Genomic DNA, 17,797 nt, shown 5'->3' on the forward strand with positions numbered 1-17,797 from the left:
ACATGGTCGGCTCAGGAGCACCCGAAGCGGGCGCTCGCGCGGAGTTCGAGACCGTTGCCGACGACCGCGAGCTGATGACGGGTGAAGCCGTCGGGCTCGAGCTGCACCCCACGAACTTCATCCTGCGGGCGGCGGGCACGATGATCGACCTGCTCGCCCATGCTGCACTCTTCCTGATCCTGATGTTCAGCGCTTTCACCGTCTTCAGCTCGGTGATGGATGACGCGCTCTCCGCCGCCATCTCGATCGCCACGCTCGCATTCTGCATCGTCGTGGTGCCGACCGCCGTCGAGACCCTCACACGGGGCAAGTCTCTCGGCAAGCTCGCCGTCGGCGCGCGGATCGTGCGCGACGACGGCGGATCGATCGGCTTCAGGCACGCGTTCATCCGTGCACTGCTCGGCGTGCTCGAGCTCGTCATGACCGTGGGCGGGATCGCGGCCCTGGTCGCCCTGTTCAACGACAAGTCGAAGCGGATCGGCGACCTGCTCGCGGGCACCTACAGCCAGCACGAGCGGGTCTCGAAGCTGACCCCACCGATCTTCGGGGTGCCGCTCGTGCTGTCGGAGTGGGCGCGAACGGCAGACGTCGCCCGGATGCCCGACGGCCTCGCGCGCAGGATCGCCCAGTTCCTGAGGCAGGCGGGCGGGTTTACCGCGGCCACGCGCATCCGTCACGCGCAGGAACTCGCGGCCGAGGCATCCCGCTATGTCTCGCCCGTGCCGCGCGAGGACGCTGAGCTGTTCCTCGCGGCGGTCACCGCGGTGCGACGCGACAGGGAATTCCGAGCACTCCAACTCCAGCAGCAGCGCCTCGCGACGCTCGCCCCCGTGCTGCGCGGGCTCCCGCACCGCTTTCCCGAGCGCTGACCGGCCTGTCTGACTGACGCGGAGCGGGCGTCAATAGCGGTAGTGGTCCACCTTGTACGGCCCGTCGACGGTCACGCCGATGTAGGCCGCCTGCTCGGGCGTGAGCGTCGTGAGCTTCACGCCGAGCGCATCGAGGTGCAGCCTGGCGACCTTCTCATCGAGACGCTTCGGCAGCACGTGAACCGCCACGGGGTAGTCCTCGCCGTGCGCCCACAGCTCGATCTGCGCGAGCACCTGATTGGTGAACGAGTTGCTCATGACGAATGACGGGTGTCCGGTCGCGTTGCCGAGATTCATCAGGCGTCCCTCGGACAGCACGAGGATGCTGCGCCCGTTCGGCAGGCGCCACTCGTGCACCTGCGGCTTGATCTCGACCTTGGTAACGCCCGGCAGCGCCTCGAGGGAGGCCATGTCGATCTCGTCGTCGAAATGGCCGACGTTCGCAACGATCGCGAGGTGCTTGAGCCCGAGCAGATGGTCGAGCGTGACGACGTCCTTGTTGCCCGTGGTGGTGATGACGATGTCGACCTCGCCGATCACGGAGTCGAGCGTGGTCACCTGGAAGCCGTCCATCGCCGCCTGCAGCGCGTTGATCGGGTCGATCTCGCTCACGATCACCCGGGCACCCTGGCCCTTGAGCGCCTCCGCCGCACCCTTGCCGACATCCCCGTAGCCGCAGACGAAGACGACCTTGCCGCCGATGAGCACGTCGGTCGCGCGGTTGAGTCCGTCGGGCAGCGAGTGCCGGATGCCGTACCTGTTGTCGAACTTCGACTTGGTCACCGAGTCGTTGACATTGATCGCGGCGAACTGCAGCTCGCCGGACTTGGCCAGCTCGTAGAGACGGTGCACGCCGGTGGTGGTCTCTTCGGTCACACCCTTGATCTCCGCCGCGATTCTCGTCCAGCGATCGGGTGACACCGCGAGCGAGGTGCGAAGCGTCTCGAGCACGACGGTCCATTCGTGGCTGTCCGACGCCCGGTGCTCGGGAACGGCGCCAGCAGCCTCGAACTCGCGGCCCTTGTGCACGAGCATGGTGGCGTCGCCGCCGTCGTCGAGGATCAGGTTGGGGCCGTCAAAGCCCTCTGCCGACCAGTCGAAGATCTGCGAGGTGCACCACCAGTACTCCTCGAGGCTCTCGCCCTTCCAGGCGAAGACCGGAACGCCGGCCGGGGCGTCGACCGTTCCGTTCGGGCCGACCGCGACGGCAGCCGCCGCCTCGTCCTGGGTGGAGAAGATGTTGCAGCTGGCCCAGCGCACCTGCGCGCCGAGAGCGACGAGGGTCTCGATGAGCACGCCGGTCTGCACGGTCATGTGCAGCGAGCCGGCGATGCGCGCGCCCGCGAGCGGCTTGCTCGCCCCGAACTCCTCGCGCAGGGCCATGAGACCAGGCATCTCGTTTTCTGCGAGGCGGAACTGGTGCCGTCCGGCTTCGGCGAGTGACAGGTCGCGTACTTTGAACGGAAGCGTGGTCGTCTCGGTCGTCATTGCCCCATTCTCGCAGAGTTGCGACCGCTCACCCTACTGGCGGATGAGCGCCAGCACCCGGTCGCGCACGCGTTCCATCTCCGCGGCGGTCGAGGCCTCCACGTTGAGACGCAGCAGCGGCTCGGTGTTGGACGGCCGCACGTTGAACCACCACCACGGCTCCTCGGAGGAGGTGATGCTCGTGACGGTCAGTCCGTCCAGCTCGTCGAAGTCTGCCTCGCCCGTGTAGGCGTCGACGATGCGGCTGTATGCGGCAGGGACATCCGTGACGGCCGAGTTGATCTCGCCGCTGAGCGCGTACGGCGTGTACTTCTTCGAGAGCACCGAGAGCGGCTCCGGCTGCGAGCCGAACTCGGCGAGCAGGTGCATCGCGGCGAGCATGCCGTTGTCCGCACCCCAGAAATCGCGGAAGTAGTAGTGCGCGGAGTGCTCGCCGCCGAAGATCGCCCCGGTCTCGGCCATCTGGTCTTTGATGAGCGAGTGACCGACCCTCGTGCGCACGGCGACGGCGCCCGCGGCCTCGATGGTCTCGGGCACGACGCGCGAGGTGATGAGGTTGTGCAGCACGATGATCTCCCCCTCGGGCTGCAGCGCGCGCACCCGGGTGATCTCGCGCAGCGCGACGATCGCGGCGACGGCGGAGGGATTGACCGCGTCCCCCTTCTCGTCGACGGCGAAGCAGCGGTCCGCGTCGCCGTCGAAGGCGAGTCCGAGGTCCGCGCCGTGCTCGAGGACCGCCTTCTGCAGGTCGACGAGGTTCTTGGGCTCCAGCGGGTTGGCTTCGTGGTTCGGGAAGCTGCCGTCGAGGTCGAAATACAGCGGAACGATCTCGATCGGGAGTGCTGGCAGCCCCGCGGCCTGTCCGAGTACGGCGGGCACGGTAAGCCCGCCCATGCCGTTGCCCGCGTCCACGACGATCGTGATCGGGCGGATGCCGGAGAGGTCGACGAGACCGCGCAGGTAGGCTGCATAGTCGGCCAGCACATCCGTCTGGCGGTAGCTTCCCTGCGCCGACGCCTCTGGCACGCCATCGGCGAGGAACTGTTGAGCCCTGTCGCGGATGCCGCGCAGCCCGGTGTCGAAGCTGATGCCGCGCGCGCCCGCCCGGCTGAACTTGATGCCGTTGTAGGTGGCGGGGTTGTGGCTCGCCGTGAACATGGCGGCGGCTGCGGCCAGGTGTCCCGAGGCGAAATAGCTCTCGTCGGTCGAGCACAGTCCGATGGAGATGACGTTCGCCCCGCGCGCCTGAGCCCCCGCGGCAAACGCCGCCGCGAACACCGGGGACGAGTCCCGCATGTCGTGGCCGACCACGACATCCTTTCCCGCGAGCGCGACCTCGTCGACGAAGGCCGCGGCCAATGCCGTCACCACCTCGGCCGTCAGTTGCGAGCCCACGAGCCCGCGAACGTCATAGGCCTTGATGAACGGTGTGAGGTCGATTGGCGAAGCGTCAGTCATGCACCAAAATCTACCTCGCCCAGCATGACGTGTCGTACAACCTGCCACCCCTGGGGCACCGACATCCGCTCCGCGTGCTTGGCGCACAGGTCGTAGCTGTGCGGCTCGGATTTCTGGCTGAGCGGACCAAGCACCGCCATCGAATCGGCGTAGACGTAGGTGAGCGTCGATACCGCCTCGTTGCTGCAGGCGACTTTGCTACACGGTCTGGGCTCCATTTGCTTCCACCCTAGACTCACCGCGGGCGCATCCGCGCTGCCTCGCCGGAGCCGTATCGGCACGGCAGCGCACGGGGCCGCCGCGTAGAATTGCCGGATGCCTCGTCCGACTCGCGGTGCCCGCTCCGGCGGAGTCTCCTCACGCGCGGGCTCCCGTGACCGGCACGGCAGGGGCCTGCGTTCTGCGGTGACCGGACCACAGCTTCCGCTGCTGCAGACCCGGGCAGACGTGTTCGATCTGACGGTCGCCTCGACGGCGGAATACCTCAAGGACATGTGGCCGGATGAGCTGGCCGCCGTGAGCTTCGAGGTCGCCGGGCTGCCCGCGGGGCTCGATGACACCGGCCGGGTGGACCGCTGGCTCGTGATCGTGCCGCAGCGCAGGATCATCCTGTATCGCCTGCCGATCGAGCGGCTCGCGCGCATGCATCGGCACGACGAACTGCACAGGCGAATGATGATCGAGGGGTGCGTGTTCCGCGCGGTCGCGGAGTTGCTCGGCAAGGACCCGTGGGACCTGGCGCCCGAGCGCTTCAGGCACTTCTAGCCGCCCAGCGCGGCGGCCCTCGCTAGTGGCGATACACCTCGATCGGCCGTGACGCTGGACCGGCCGGGCTCGCGGTGTACGACGCGAGCTCACCCGCACCGACGTAGCTCACCGAGATCGCGAGCTGATCGAAGCCACTGATCGAGTACATGTCCTCGCTCGTGGCCGGAAGCGCGACCGAGCCGCCGCCCGGAATGGCCACCGTCGTCGTGATCGATTTGCCGACGGTCGGGTCCGTGCCCACCCGGCTCGACGTGACCTTGACTGTCGCCGCGTGATCGCTGAGGTTCGCGAGGTGAATCGTGGGCGTCGGTCCGCTCCCCACCGTGACGAGGGCCTTCTCGTGGAAGGCCGGAGCGGGCACGAACCAGGCGAAGTCAACCTTCGCCGCGCTGTCGTTGCCGGAGTACACGGATGCCCTGGCCGCGGCGATGACCGGGATGTCCGAGCGCACGGTCACCGTGTACGAGCCGTCGGGGAAGTCGCCCAGCGGGGTCTCGGTGACCTTGCCCGCGTCGAGGCTCGCTTCGACCGAGATCGGCTTCTCCGTGCTGCTCTCCGGGGTAATGGTGATCTGCGCCTTGGCATCCGTGCGCCCTGGCACGAAGAACCGCAGCACGGATGCAAGGTCCTCGTATCCTGGGCTGCTCGCGTGCGCCGCGATCGTGTCGGGGTTCGAGAGCACGAGGCCGGGGATCACCATCTCCCTGGCCGGGGACGCGACCGCGCCGACGACATCCACCCCGCCGGGTTCGAGGGTGCGCACAACGGTCTGCTGCAGCCCGGCGACCACCTGGCTGCCGGTGCTCCGCACGTGGACGACGGGCGAGGTCGCGCCCGGGGCGAAGCCGGCGAGAGACAGGATGCGCTGGCCCCCCGGCGGGACGACGATGCCGTCCGTACCCGCCGCGGTGACCGCGCCACTCTCCGTGTAGATGCTGAGATTCACCGTAGCGATGACCTCGCCGGGATTGCTCAGGGTGAGCAGTGTCGTGCGCCCTGTGGTGGTCGATCCGCCCACGAGCCAGGTGTCCCCGCTCGCCTCGCGACACTCCGCAGCGGCGAACCCGGTGATGTCACCGTGATCGACGGACTGGGTCTGGCTCCCGGCCATCAGCGGCACGGACTTCGGATCGGACTTCGTCGGCGGCAGCACGAGCTCGACCGGGGTCACCCCCGTGGTGCTGTCCGTGCTCTGCAGCGGTGACGCGTCGATCGAGCCGGCGCTGGCCGCGTACACCACGGTCGGGGTGCCGATCGAGGATGCCGTTGTCGCTTCCTCCCCCGTGTCGCTGCCGAGGCGGAGGATGGGGCCCGCGCACACGCGCTGCTGGTCCGTCGGTACGGGAACGACGGTCGTCGAGACGGGCTCGGCGGAGACGGACGGGAGCGGGAGAAAGCCCGCGGCCGCGACGGTCACGACGGCCACCACGATGCCGATGGTTCCCGCGACGATGCGCGCGCCGACGAGCACGGCTCCGCGCGCGCGCTGGCCTGGTGCGACGGGCTCGCGGGCCGGGGTCACGGGCTCGCCGGCCGCCTCTGGTTCCGGATTCTCGAGATCAGGCATCGTCATCCTCATCGAAGGTGTTCGCCGGCTCTGTCAGCGGGTCTCCGGCCCTCTGGGCCTTGCGACGCCGGGCCGTGGGAATGCCGAGCAGCAGGGTCGCACCGAAGATCACGCCCTGGCCGATCAGGATGCCGAGGCCGAGTGGGGTGTCGGTGTTGCCCGGGTGCACGGCGGCCGCGCCGATGTCGCCCGTGGTGCGCCACAGCTGGCCGTTGTCCGTGGCGCCGACGGGGACGAGCAGTTTGTTGCCGTCGAGCGCCTGCGAGATGCGCTCGTGCACCGCGTCATCGCCCTTCGGTGCCGTGAGCAGCACGAAGCTCACGTCGAGGTCGGCGAGATCGTCTGAGGCGTCATAGCCGCTGCGCGAGGCCAGGTTGCCCGCGAGCCTGGACACCTGTGCGCCCTTCTGCCCGAGGGAGGCGGCCGTGGACGCGAGGGTGGACACCTCGTCGAGGGTGGTCCCGCGCCCCCTCTGGATGTCGACCGCGATGCCGTCGGTCGCGTGCTGCGTGATGACCAGTGTCCCCACCGTCGGGTGCGCAGCGGCCTCGACCGTGACGTAGGCCGGAAGCAGCCTGTCGCTCGTCGAGTGCACCTGCAGGATGCCGAGGTACGCGGCGCTCAGCAGGGGAACCGCGAGTGCACCCACGGTGAGACTCGCGAGGATCGCGGACGGCGGTGCGAGCACCCCGAGCGCGTCGAGTGCCACCATCGCGGCACCGACCAGCCCGAGCCAGAACAGGCTCAGAGCCGCGCCCGACCACACGGGCACGGCCATCGACCCGAGCTGCGCGACCGCGATGTGCACGGTGGCAACCGCGGTCAGGTAGCCGAGCAGGGCGATGAGCATCGCCGGGATCGCCCGCCGGGAGCCCGGAACGAAGAGCGCGAGCAGGGCGAGCACTCCCAGCGGCGCGAGCAGCACGGCCACGAGCACCGTCGCGCTTAAGCCGCCGAACGTGGCGGAGTCGAAGACGTGCTGCCATCCATCCAGGCCATCCACGGGTGCGGCGAGCGCGAGGTGCCAGCTCGAGAGAGAGCCTCCGCCCGCAGGCACCCCGGGGTCAGCGAACAGGCCGAAGAAATTGCCCCTGCTGAGCTGCTGGATGACGAGCGGAACGAACAGGGCCGCCGCGGGGATCGGGATGCCGATGAGGCGATGAATGCTCTTCGGTCTCGCGACGAGCCAGGCGATCCAGGCCACGAGGAGCGCGGGCGCGAGCGACGGCGCTGAGGCGCTCACGGCGGCGAACAGCAGGCCGGCTCCCGCTGCGGCCGCCCAGGATCGGGCAGCGTTCAGCGCGCAGAGAACGAGCCAGGGCAGAAGCAGGTGGGCGAGAACGGCGCCGAGGTGTCCGGTGGTGAGGGAGCCCAGGAGGGGCGGCGCGAGCATCCAGAGCACAGCGGCAACGGCGGGAAGCCAGCGACGCCGCGTGATGCGCCTCGCGCAGTACCAGGCACCGATGGCCGCGATCGGCAGGGCGAGCACGTACACGAGCACGATGCTGAATGACGGTGCCCAGAAGGTGAGCGACCCGAGCACCGCGAGCACATAGACGAAGGGGTCGGATGCCCCGAGGAAGCCGAGGCCGACGTCGCGCCAGCCATATCCAACGCTCTGCCAGAGCTCAGCCGGATGCAGTGGAAGGGGCAGCAGGCTCCCTCCCGCGACGGCGACACCGCCGAGCAGTGACCCGTACGCGGCGACACCGAGGATGCACGCCGCGGCGACGATCCAGAGCCCGCCACCGGCGATGAAGCCGATCCTGGACTCGCGTTCGACCACGCGGTTCTGGTCCCCGGCGGCAGCTTCCCTCGCCTGGGCGCGCCGCTCGCGCACCTCGTGCCCCGGCAGTCGCAACGGTGCGATGGCTCCCCAGCCGAGCGAGCGCGTGCGCATGAGCTGGCGCCTCGCGGCCCCGACCCTGCTCGCTCCGAACGCCACCGCGAACGCCGCGCGGAACTCCCCGCCGACGGCTCCCGGCCGTTTGGCCAGCAACTGGCCGAGCGCACGGAAGAAGGCGAGCGGCACGAGACTCAGCCAGTGCAGCAGGAGCACGGCACGCTTGGAGTAGACGAGGCGACGGTGCAGCTGGGCCGCCCGCGCGATGCGGGCCCTGCGCCGATCGGAGACGGAGCGCCTGCCGTAGAGCTCCGGCCCGCCCACGCTGGCCACCTTCGCGTCGGGCACGAGGATGACCCGGTAGCCCGCGAGCCTGGCGCGGATCGACAAGTCGAGACCCGCGTCGACGCTCGGCAGGCCGGGGTCGAAACCGCCGAGGGCCGTCCAGACCGAGCGGCGCACGAGCATCCCGTTCATCGCGACACCGAGCACGTCGTTCTGCACGTCGTGTTGTGCCTGGTCGAGTTCGCCGTCGACGAGAGAGACGGATGCCCCGAAGCGCGTGATCGACTCGCCGAAGTCCGCGATGACATCCGGCTGGTCCCACCGCATGAGCTTCGGGCCGGCGATGGCGACGGACGGCGCGACCTCGAGCGCGGCGAGCAGGTGCTCGAGCGCGTCGGGCTCCGGCGCGTTGTCGTAGGCGAGCAGCCAGAGCAGATCCTGGTCGGATGGTTCGTCGGCCGCGACGTGCATGGCGCGCGCAATCGCGTCGCCGAACGTGGACTTCGCCCCGGTCGTGACGAACTGGGTGGGCCCGTGTGCGGCGAGAAGTTCCGAGCTGCCGTCCGTGGACGCGGCGTCGACGGCGATCACGGTGTCGGGCCGTCTGGTCTGTTTCGCGAGCGCCGCCAGCGTTCGCTCCAGATACGCCGCCCCCGTGCGGGCGACGATGATCGCGGTGACTCTCTGGTGCATTCCTACGAGACTATGCTCGCTGGCCTGTCAGCCTTCCCGTGACACGCTGCCGTACGAGACCGGAGTCTCGCGTGTCCGGACCCGACGAGCTGTGCAGGATCGGGTGTTACGCGCGCTTGCGCAGCTTGCGACGCTCGCGCTCAGACAGACCGCCCCAGATTCCGAAGCGTTCGTCGTTCTTGAGCGCGTACTCGAGGCACTGCGCACGTACCTCGCACGACGCACAGATCTTCTTCGCGTCGCGGGTGGAGCCGCCCTTCTCAGGAAAGAACGCCTCCGGGTCGGTCTGGGCGCAGAGCGCATCCGACTGCCAGGCGAGCGGGTCGTCGTCTTCATCGACGCGACGGACTCCGGGAACACCCCTGCGAACCGGATCGACGAACCAGTCGTCCGGGACACCGGCTCGCACGGCAGTAGACGACTCTGTTCCCTGCTCCGCTCGTAACCTGTCTACCCGTGCCCGGGCGGCCCGCACCCCGTAAGCCTCTGGCCCCTCAATGTTGAGCGCCATAGCACAGTCTCCCCTCCGCGAAACGTACGACTTGCGCAACGCGTTAGTGATAATTACATCGGTGTAGTTACCCCTGAGTCAAGTCGCAAATCGTAAACGCTCAACTCGGCATCGAGGGTTGGCGACGCGCCGACAGATCGGTCTCTGTACCGGATCGTTGCCGAGGCGCTCGGATTCCGTCGGCCGCCGATGCCGTTCTGCCTCCGCGCGGGGTCAGTCCCTGTCGACAGCGAGGGTGCGGGCCTCCCAGGCGCTCGAGACCATCTCGCGCAGGCTGTGGCGCATCCGCCAGTCGAGGTCCCGCGCAGCACGTTCACCCGACGCGACGATTCGTGCGGGGTCTCCGGCGCGCCTGGCGCCGATCTCCGGCGTGAACGGGATGCCCGTGACCTCGGAGACAGCTCTCATGATCTCGGCGACAGAGACACCGTCACCGCTGCCCAGGTTGTATGCGGGTGCCAGCGGCTCACCCGCCTCGAGGCGCTTCGCCGCGGCGACATGCGAGACCGCGAGATCCGCGACGTGGATGTAGTCGCGCACGTTGGTGCCGTCCGGCGTCGGATAGTCGCTACCGTTGATGCGCGGCGTGCGGCCCTCGACGAGAGCGTCGAACACGAGCGGGAAGAGATTGTGCGGGCTCGTGTCGTAGACGGCGGGGTCGCCCGAGCCGACGACGTTGAAGTAGCGCAGGGAGGTGTGGCGCAGGCCGACGGCGACACCCTGGTCGCGCAGCAGCCATTCGCCGATGAGCTTCGACTCCCCGTAGGGAGACTGCGGGTTCTTGGCCGTGTCCTCGGTGACGAGATCGGTGTCCGGTGTGCCGTAGACGGCGGCGCTGGAGGAGAACACGATCTGGTTGACGTTGCCCTCCTGCATCGCGGCGAGGAGCACGGCCGTGCCCGTGACGTTCTGTTCGTAGGTGTGCAGGGGTCGCTGCACGCTCACCCCCGCGTACTTGAAGCCCGCGACGTGGATCACGCCGGTGACCTTGTGGCGATCGATCGACTCCAGGAGAAGACCGCCGTTGAGAATCGAGCCCTTGACGAACGGCACGTCGCTCGGCACGAAGTCCTCGTGGCCGCTCGAGAGGTCGTCGAGCACCACGGGGTGCATCCCGGCCTCCTGCAGCGCTCGAACCACGTGTGCACCGATATAGCCGGCGCCGCCGGTCACTAGCCAGGTCATGGTTTCAGGGTAGTTGTTCGGGCTACCCACTCCAATACGGTAGTCCTGCCGTTCTCCCCGCCGCGCACGGTAGAACCAAGTCCAGGTCCGGGTTGCTGCACGCACATCAGCCTGCATTCCTTCGCCGAAGGTCTTGCGTGAGCACGCTCTTGCTCTGGAGCAGTGTCGGCGTTCGGGCGGTATCGATCGTCGGCGGCGGAATCAGCCAGAACTCACTTCCGTGTCTCTGGATCTCCCAGTGGTTGTTGTGCAGTTCCAGGTGATGGTATCTGCACAGCAGTACACCGTCGCGCAGGTCTGTCTTGCCGTGATCCCGTTTCCAGTGATTTACATGGTGGGCTTCCGTCCAGGCTGGCGGTTTGGTGCAGTCGGTCCACATGCATCCGCCGTCCCTCACGGCGAGGGCATCTCGTTGCCGTCGACTGAAGAGTCGTGCGCCGCGACCAAGGTCGAGTGGGGTTCCGTCGGGAGCGACGGTCACGTCGATCGAATCGCCGGAGCACAGTGCACGCTCCGCGGTTTCGATGGGAATGATCTCACCCGTGTTCTCGATGATGGCGAGACCGGAACCCGCGTCGAGACTCTCCTGCGTGACGACTATCTTCACCACCGGCCTGATCGCGCCGTGGAGTGTGCCATGGTCGGCGTTGACTCCGAGGCGGAGCAACTCCAGGAGTCCATCCAGCGCGATACGCTCCGTTGTGCGCGGGTCGTCGACAATGCGCCGGGCACGAGCCACACCCTCCGGATCGATGAACCGAGGCCCGCCACGGCGGGAGCTGGTCAGGGGATCGAGCACGCTGGTGAGTTCTGCAGCGGCCTCCGGGTCGAGATCGGCGGTCATTCGCCACATCCCGTCTGGCCGCGGGTAGACGCGCAGCCCTCCCCGTTCATACAGCTGCTGCTGCCGAGCCTTGACGCCGTCGAGATCGGCGAGATCTCGCTCGATCCGAGCCGCCTTGTACAGCCTGTCCGCACTCACCCCGCCGTGGGCGGTGAGCACCCGTTCCGCCAGCCCGCGGAGCATGTCTGCGCTGACCCGTTCAGTGGGAGAACCCAGGCCGCGCCGCAACGCGTCCGCACACTCGACCGACAGCTCCCCACTTTCAAGCGCTTCGACGATGGGCGCCTCCCACACAACCCTCGCCGATGCGCGGTCGGCCGCAGCTCCTCCTTCGTCGAGAAGACGCCGTGCGACGTCCGTCTCGTCCATCAAACGGCCGAGTGTGACCAGACGCGCCGCTTGCCTGCCCGAGACCTGTGCCATCGTCTCGATCATCGCCTCGGGCGATGCGAATCCGTGACGTGAGGCGAGGCCTGCATGCCCGAGCTCTCGCGTCGATCGACGGGCGAGTTGCCTGGCGACGTGCGACCGATAGGCGTCCAAACCACGATCACACGCCGCGATCGCCCGCTGAAGCTCGATGAGCCGCTCGTCGGAGAGCCCATCGAAGTCCTCGGCACTCGCCGCGATCCTGGAGACAGCGGCAGCCGTCTCCAGAAGTCGCGATGAGAAGCTTTCCATACCAGAATTCTCGCACATTCGAACATATGTCTCAATATTTACTCACTAATCTGTGAACAGGTTCCTCTTCGCACGAGCTGTGGAGGAGCAGCGCCAGGAGAGGAGAAGTCGTTGCTCGGTTCAGTTGCATCGCCTGACATCGCCCAGTGGCTCGACTCACCGCGACCAAAATCGCCGGGCGCCGCAGCGAGATAGAACGGGCTCACGCACGGCCTGGTCTTGATGAGCGCGGGTGCCGCAATCACGCGATCGACCCCGGGCGCAGGATTATCCGCAGCCGCGTCCAGATTCGATCGGAAAGCATCGCCCGCGAAAGCCTGTCCTGCCAGGGCCAACTTGCCACCGGTCGGAAAACCAGACAGCACGATGAGCGCAACGCTCTTGAGCGCAATGGGAGTCACGACGATCGTTCTCCGCTCTGCGACGACACGGCGAGAGGCGATCTCCGCGATCCACAGGCTCGCCGTGAGAACGAGCACAACCGCGAAATCCAGGATGAGCCCGTTGAAAAGCTTGTACTCGAAGTAGCTGATGAAATGAGCTCGGGAGGGTTGCACGATCGTGAGCCCGATACCCTCCGCGAGCGCAACAGCCGCGACCAGGCCGATCAGCACATACGGCGATCTGATCGATTGCCAGAAAAGCGCACGACGCGAACTCGCGCGACGAGGACCAGCACTCCTCCCACAACTGCTAGCTCGACCGCCGATGGACGACGACGAGAAGATGCGATCACAATGGCGACGATCGAGCCCGAGCGTGCGTCCTGCTACTTCCCCGTCGTCGCGAGAAACAGTTCGCCGTCACCGCTGAAGCGCAGCAGGCTCTCGTCGGGCGTGACATACACCGACTCGCCGCGACCGACGGCGACGGATGACGCGGCTCCGTCGATTCGGACCTCCCCGGCGGTGCAGATGGCGATCCCCGGTCCCGTGAGCGGGTACTGAGCGCCCGGTCCGGCATCCGCGACTCGCACGAGCACGAAGTCGGGCACATCCGGCCTGAACACCTCGACACCGAAAGTCCCGACGGAGCCAGCAGAATCAACAGCACCAGCGGCCCCAACAGAACCAGCGGGCCCAACGACAGGACTCTCGACCCCACTCGCCCGCAGGTATGGCGCAGGCCCCGGCGTGAAGTCGAGCACGCTGAGCAGCTCGGGCACGTCAACGTGCTTGGGCGTGAGGCCGCCGCGCAGTACGTTGTCCGAGGCGGCCATGAGCTCGACGCCGAGGCCGCGGAGATAGGCGTGGATGTTGCCCGCGGGCAGGTACAGTGCCTCGCCTCGCCTCAGGGTCACGCGGTTCAGCAGCAGCGAGGTGACGATCGCCGGGTCATCCGGATACTCCTGCGCGAACTGGGCCGCCGTCTGCAGCGACGGATCCGATGAGTGCAGCGCGAGCCTCGTGACGAGAGAGATCAGCGTGGGCACGCCGGTGCTGCCGGAGATGAGCCATTCGAAGACCGCGGGCAGCGCGTCATCCGTCGACAGTTGCTGCAGCAGATCCTCGAGCGGCTGTGGCTGCGGCTCTTCGGCCCGGGCGTCGAGGTCGAGCAGGTCGAGCAGCAGGGTGCGCACCTCGTCGACCGGGCGGAACCCGCACAGCGCGTCGAAGGTCTCGCTCAGCGCATAGATGAGTTCCGGCTTCGCCGAGGCGTCCTTGTAATTACGGTGCGGCGCATCGAGCGGGATGCCCAGCGCATTTTCGCGCGCAAAGCCGGCGGCGGCCTGCTCCGGCGTCGGGTGCGCCTGAAGGGAGAGCGGATGCTCGGCCGCGAGAATCTTCAACAGGAACGGCAGCCGCCCACCCGCCGCGTACTCCCCCAGCGTGCGCTCGGGGTCCGCGTCGATCCACTCCGGGAGATTCCGCGCCCCGCCCGCGAGCGGGGGGTCGACGATCACGCTCGGGGACGCCGGATGCGCGCCGAGCCACAACTCCGCCTCTGGCCCGCCCGAGGCGGAGTGGCCGAGCAGCTCGGCGATCGCGGTGGACGACCCCCAGGCGTAAGGGCGCGGGGTATTGGTGATGGCTACGAACATCCGAGAAGTCCTATTGAGGTGTGGCCGCACACGGCCGCCGAGCGAGTCTCACTTCGCCACTGTGGCACAGTCGAGCGGGATCGTGTCGATCGCGGTCGGGTGCACCATGGGAGTCACGTCCGCCGCCAGTTTCTTCTTTCCCGGCTTGGCGGCAATGATGTCGTAGGTCACGTTTGCCGTCGCACCGGGCAGGAACATGACCTGCCGCTTTCCCACCGGATAGTCGGTGTCGTGCAGCTTCTTGAGGTCGACGGCCGCGCCATCGACGGTGGCCCCGGTGATCGTCGAACCCGGCGGGGCATAAAGGATGACGTCCATTCGCTGCTCCCCCGGCTTCAATTTCTCGTGCTTCCAGTTGCCGAGGATCGACGGCGATATCGATTTGGCAGCATTGGCAGGGATGTTGTTGGTCAGGTTGATGCTGACTCGATAGTTGGCGCGGCCATCGGCGCGACAAACCGCCTGGCTCAGGTGCACATTTTGACTCAGGTAGTAATCCATTTTGGATCCGACGGCGTCCTGAAAGTACACCCCGACCCGATCGGTGGTCTTGTCGCTCTTGGGAAGTTCTCCATTGAGTCCCAGCTTGACGAACTGCATCTGCTCATCTTTGTGCGAACTCCAGAACAACAGGCGCTGTTCCGACCACCCCTGCACCATCGCCGCGATAAGCGCCTTGGCGTCGAACTTGCCGCCGGAGAGGTGTGCGAAGGTCGCTGAAACCGCTTCGCGATAAATGGCATCCTGTGCCGCATTGTCCTTGCCAATGTTGCCTGAGTTATAGCGCTGGTAGACCTCGTTGAGCAGCAGCGGCACCACGGTCTTGTCGGTGAGAACGTCACCGCTGCTCAAGGGGATCGGCCCCGTTGCCCGCAGGAAGTAGCTCAGTGCGACGGGATCGATCGAGATGATGCCATCCGGTACTGCACCGAACTTGTCTTTCCACATGGTGCTCGTGATTTCTGCCGCCGAGACGAAACTCGGGCGCACGGTTGCGTTTGCAATAAACGTTCCAAACGTGTCGAGGTACACTCCGGGAACCCCGTCGGGCACGGGAATGACCGAGGAGTCGTACATCGGGAAATTTTGCAGGCCCGCCGGCACTGTCACCGGTGGCGAGATCTTGCCCTTGTCTACCGTGATTGATGCAAAGGAAAGCGCTGTGCCGCCGAGCGCCCTGGCCTCTGCATTGTTCTGGAACATCACCACATAGGTACGCGGCCCGTCCGAGCCCATCGCGGGGGGAAGGAGTGGCAGCACGGTGTGCAGCGTCTGCATCAGTGGTGCGACAGAACCCAGCAGCGTGCTCAACTTTCCTTTGGCTGCGGAAAGCTGGCTGATTGTTCCCGCGGCATCGATGTTGTCGACCGCCGTGACCGCAGACTGTATTGCCTTGTTCGCGGTATTCACCGGCGCGACGGCACTCTGAATCGGCTTGAGATTGATCGCCCCGTCCTTAGGCGCAAGAGCTGCCGGCGTCACGGCCGAAGCCACCTGGATGAGAGGACCAACTGCGTGGACGACCACGTCATTGGTCACATCGGCGAGTTCTCGAACCACCGTGAGATTGCGCCCGAGTATCGGAACGAACTCGGCAACGCGCCAGATCGGGTCGCTGGTCAGTCCGCGTGCCTTCTCCGAATGCGCGCGGAGCTTCTTGAACGTCTTGGTGGCACCGGGGATCTCTTGATTCAACGCCTGCGTCTTCAACTGGCTGACGAGCGCCTGCGCTGATTCGAGCTCTGATTTTGCCTGCAACCCCCGTACTCCGACCCACGCCCCGCCGACGCCCACCACGAGAACAACAAACACAATCGCCCACAGCCACCACTGAGTGACCAGCCGACGAGCCTCCTGCCTGTGCCGTGGACCGGGGGCATGGGTAGGAACGTGCACTCGGCTATTCAACCAGAGTAAAGCTGAGCAGCGGCCAGCCGAAGGTACGCGATGGGAATTGGACCTCTGCAATACAGTTCGTGGTGTCACACTTTTGTAAAGAAGTTCTCAAGAGCGGCGGTCCGACGCATTAATCGATTCCCTGGCGGAGCAAAACCGCCGTGATGCCCATTGCCCTGCACAAACGCTAAGATTTTGTCGAAAATCGAACGGATGCAGTGTGAGTGAAGATGAAGCCTTAAACCCTGCCGGGGAACAATCAAATACAGCCGACGGAGCGCACCTTGAGTTGCCCACAGATGGCACTTGCCACAGTCAGATGACTGTTGAGCCGATGGCCTCACGACGAGATCTCAAGTTATCACGAGGCCGGATCACAATGGGCAAAGCACCATCCGCCTTTGATCGAGGTACAAGCCGCGACGACGTAGACCGCAGCACATTTCTGAGCCGAATGATCGACGTAGCGAGAGGGCTCGCGATTTTGCTCGTACTTCTTGTCCATCTTGAGCAAGATTTTTCATATTACGTGTTCGCTCCCGTGTCGCACCGCATAGTGGCGTTGCTCGGGATGTTCGAATTTGGTGCTGCTGGTGTTGGCCTATTCTTTGTCATCTCGGGATACCTGCTGAATCTGCTATACGCCGACGACTTCAACGTCAGGAAATATTGGGTTCGTCGATTCGCGCGCATATACCCAGCCTGGTTGTTCTGGAGTTTGGTTGCGATCGTTGCCGCTGTCGTCCATGCCGGGCCTGCCTATATGGGTGAGCCCTTCTATGGGCAAGCGGTGCGGCTCGACTCGTGGCCACACATCGGAATTGTCGTCTTGCAGCTCCTGTTTCTTGGATTCCTTGTGCCAGCTACGTGGAACGTCTTCATACCCGGCGGATGGTCTATTCAAGCTGAGATGTTCAACTACGCGCTCTATACCTTTATAAGAAGGTTGCGTTTTTCCGCGGTGCTTATTGGAGTTCTGACCCTCGAGATTCTCCAAGCTGTGCTGTTTCCGATTCTCGGGTTCAGCAGCAGCAACATAGGGGTTGCTCAAATCGTGCAGAGCTACATGACTGCGCCGGTCTGGTTCGTCGCGGGGATGTTCTTGTGCCGGGGTGGCAAGTTCCAGGCACCAACGAGAACTGTTGCTCGAGTCGAGCTTGCTATCTCTCGTTCTCGGATTTGCCGTGATCGCGGGCCTCAACGCTGCTTTCGTGAGTCAAGCAACCACGCTGGGCGTAGTGCTAGCCGCGATCGCGGTCTCCTATCTCGCAGTTCGCCTGGGCCACTGGAAGGCGCTTGCGAAGATTGGCAAGTACTCCTACGGCATATACTTCTGCCATTTTCTACTCCTTTTGCCCGCCTCATGGTTGTGCAGAGCGATCGTTAAAGCACTGGGGCCGGACCTTTCCAAGGTGTCGGCCGCACCGCTTTTCATCGTGACTTACCTGGCTGTGTTGAGTATTGCGTTTGTCATTGCGCGGGTAGTGTTTGAGCTAATTGAGCGACGACCAATTGAATGGGCTCGCAAACGTCCAAAACTAGTGCGCAGAGACCACTAGATAAACAATCGGGACTGCTGCAGGTTTAGGTGACTCCTGATCTGGGGCGAGTAGCTCGTCTCTGGAAGGATGTTTGCCATGCCGAGAGCGTTTCCGAGGGAGTTCCGGG

14 protein-coding genes are annotated in these 17,797 nt (G+C 65.9%); 3 read left to right on the forward strand and 11 right to left on the reverse strand.

Translation table 11 applies throughout. The annotated features are described in order from the left end of the window. Positions 1-2 precede the first annotated feature (2 nt). On the forward strand, positions 3-869 hold the full coding sequence (locus ABUA28_RS11640; RefSeq protein ID WP_349904344.1) for an RDD family protein: 867 nt from the start codon (positions 3-5) through the stop codon (positions 867-869). A 30-nt stretch (positions 870-899) separates the two neighbouring features. Here ABUA28_RS11640 and ahcY read toward each other — a convergent pair whose 3' ends face one another. The 3 genes from ahcY to ABUA28_RS11655 are packed head-to-tail and all read right to left on the reverse strand — an operon-like array spanning position 900 to position 4,033. Continuing rightward, positions 900-2,357, reverse strand: coding sequence for an adenosylhomocysteinase (gene ahcY, locus ABUA28_RS11645; protein ID WP_349904345.1), 1,458 nt, complete (start codon positions 2,355-2,357; stop codon positions 900-902). A 33-nt stretch (positions 2,358-2,390) separates the two neighbouring features. Then, a complete protein-coding gene (locus tag ABUA28_RS11650) occupies positions 2,391-3,815 on the reverse strand; it encodes a phosphomannomutase/phosphoglucomutase (RefSeq protein ID WP_349904346.1) in 1,425 nt (474 codons plus the stop codon). After that, complete coding sequence (locus ABUA28_RS11655; protein ID WP_349904347.1) at positions 3,812-4,033, reverse strand: DUF3499 domain-containing protein; 222 nt, start codon at positions 4,031-4,033, stop codon at positions 3,812-3,814. The genes ABUA28_RS11650 and ABUA28_RS11655 overlap by 4 nt, the downstream gene beginning before the upstream one ends. Before the next feature lie 97 nt (positions 4,034-4,130). Between ABUA28_RS11655 and ABUA28_RS11660 the strand changes: the two genes are divergently transcribed. Then, positions 4,131-4,580, forward strand: coding sequence for a metallopeptidase family protein (locus tag ABUA28_RS11660; protein ID WP_349904348.1), 450 nt, complete (start codon positions 4,131-4,133; stop codon positions 4,578-4,580). Positions 4,581-4,602: 22 nt separating this feature from the next. On the opposite strand, the gene ABUA28_RS11665 is transcribed toward ABUA28_RS11660, so the two are convergent. The 8 genes from ABUA28_RS11665 to ABUA28_RS11700 all read right to left on the reverse strand — a co-directional run bounded on the left by ABUA28_RS11665 (position 4,603) and on the right by ABUA28_RS11700 (position 16,129). After that, positions 4,603-6,150, reverse strand: coding sequence for a DUF5719 family protein (locus ABUA28_RS11665; RefSeq protein ID WP_349904349.1), 1,548 nt, complete (start codon positions 6,148-6,150; stop codon positions 4,603-4,605). Continuing rightward, positions 6,143-8,971 carry a glycosyltransferase family 2 protein gene (locus tag ABUA28_RS11670; protein ID WP_349904350.1) on the reverse strand — a complete coding sequence of 943 codons (2,829 nt, stop codon included), beginning with the start codon at positions 8,969-8,971 and terminating at the stop codon, positions 6,143-6,145. Before ABUA28_RS11670 ends, ABUA28_RS11665 begins: the two co-directional genes overlap by 8 nt. A 106-nt stretch (positions 8,972-9,077) precedes the next feature. Further along, on the reverse strand, positions 9,078-9,446 hold the full coding sequence (locus ABUA28_RS11675) for a WhiB family transcriptional regulator (protein WP_407075443.1): 369 nt from the start codon (positions 9,444-9,446) through the stop codon (positions 9,078-9,080). 249 nt (positions 9,447-9,695) lie between these two features. Continuing rightward, complete coding sequence (gene galE, locus ABUA28_RS11680; protein ID WP_349904351.1) at positions 9,696-10,667, reverse strand: UDP-glucose 4-epimerase GalE; 972 nt, start codon at positions 10,665-10,667, stop codon at positions 9,696-9,698. Positions 10,668-10,773: 106 nt separating this feature from the next. Further along, positions 10,774-12,192, reverse strand: a complete 1,419-nt coding sequence (locus ABUA28_RS11685; protein WP_349904352.1) for an HNH endonuclease signature motif containing protein — start codon at positions 12,190-12,192, stop codon at positions 10,774-10,776. A gap of 38 nt (positions 12,193-12,230) precedes the next feature. Beyond that, positions 12,231-12,806, reverse strand: a complete 576-nt coding sequence (locus ABUA28_RS11690; protein WP_349904353.1) for a hypothetical protein — start codon at positions 12,804-12,806, stop codon at positions 12,231-12,233. 155 nt (positions 12,807-12,961) lie between these two features. Continuing rightward, positions 12,962-14,233, reverse strand: a complete 1,272-nt coding sequence (gene manA, locus ABUA28_RS11695) for a mannose-6-phosphate isomerase, class I (RefSeq protein ID WP_349904354.1) — start codon at positions 14,231-14,233, stop codon at positions 12,962-12,964. Positions 14,234-14,281: 48 nt separating this feature from the next. Then, positions 14,282-16,129, reverse strand: coding sequence for a DUF4012 domain-containing protein (locus tag ABUA28_RS11700; protein ID WP_349904355.1), 1,848 nt, complete (start codon positions 16,127-16,129; stop codon positions 14,282-14,284). A gap of 220 nt (positions 16,130-16,349) precedes the next feature. On the opposite strand from ABUA28_RS11700, the gene ABUA28_RS11705 reads away from it, so the two are divergent. Beyond that, the gene (locus ABUA28_RS11705; protein WP_349904356.1) at positions 16,350-17,516 is read left to right on the forward strand and encodes an acyltransferase family protein; all 1,167 of its coding nucleotides are present in this window, start codon (positions 16,350-16,352) and stop codon (positions 17,514-17,516) included. Positions 17,517-17,797: the final 281 nt, after the last annotated feature.

Source organism: Parafrigoribacterium humi, assembly GCF_040227205.1.
Taxonomy (GTDB): Bacteria; Actinomycetota; Actinomycetes; order Actinomycetales; family Microbacteriaceae; genus Parafrigoribacterium_A; species Parafrigoribacterium_A humi.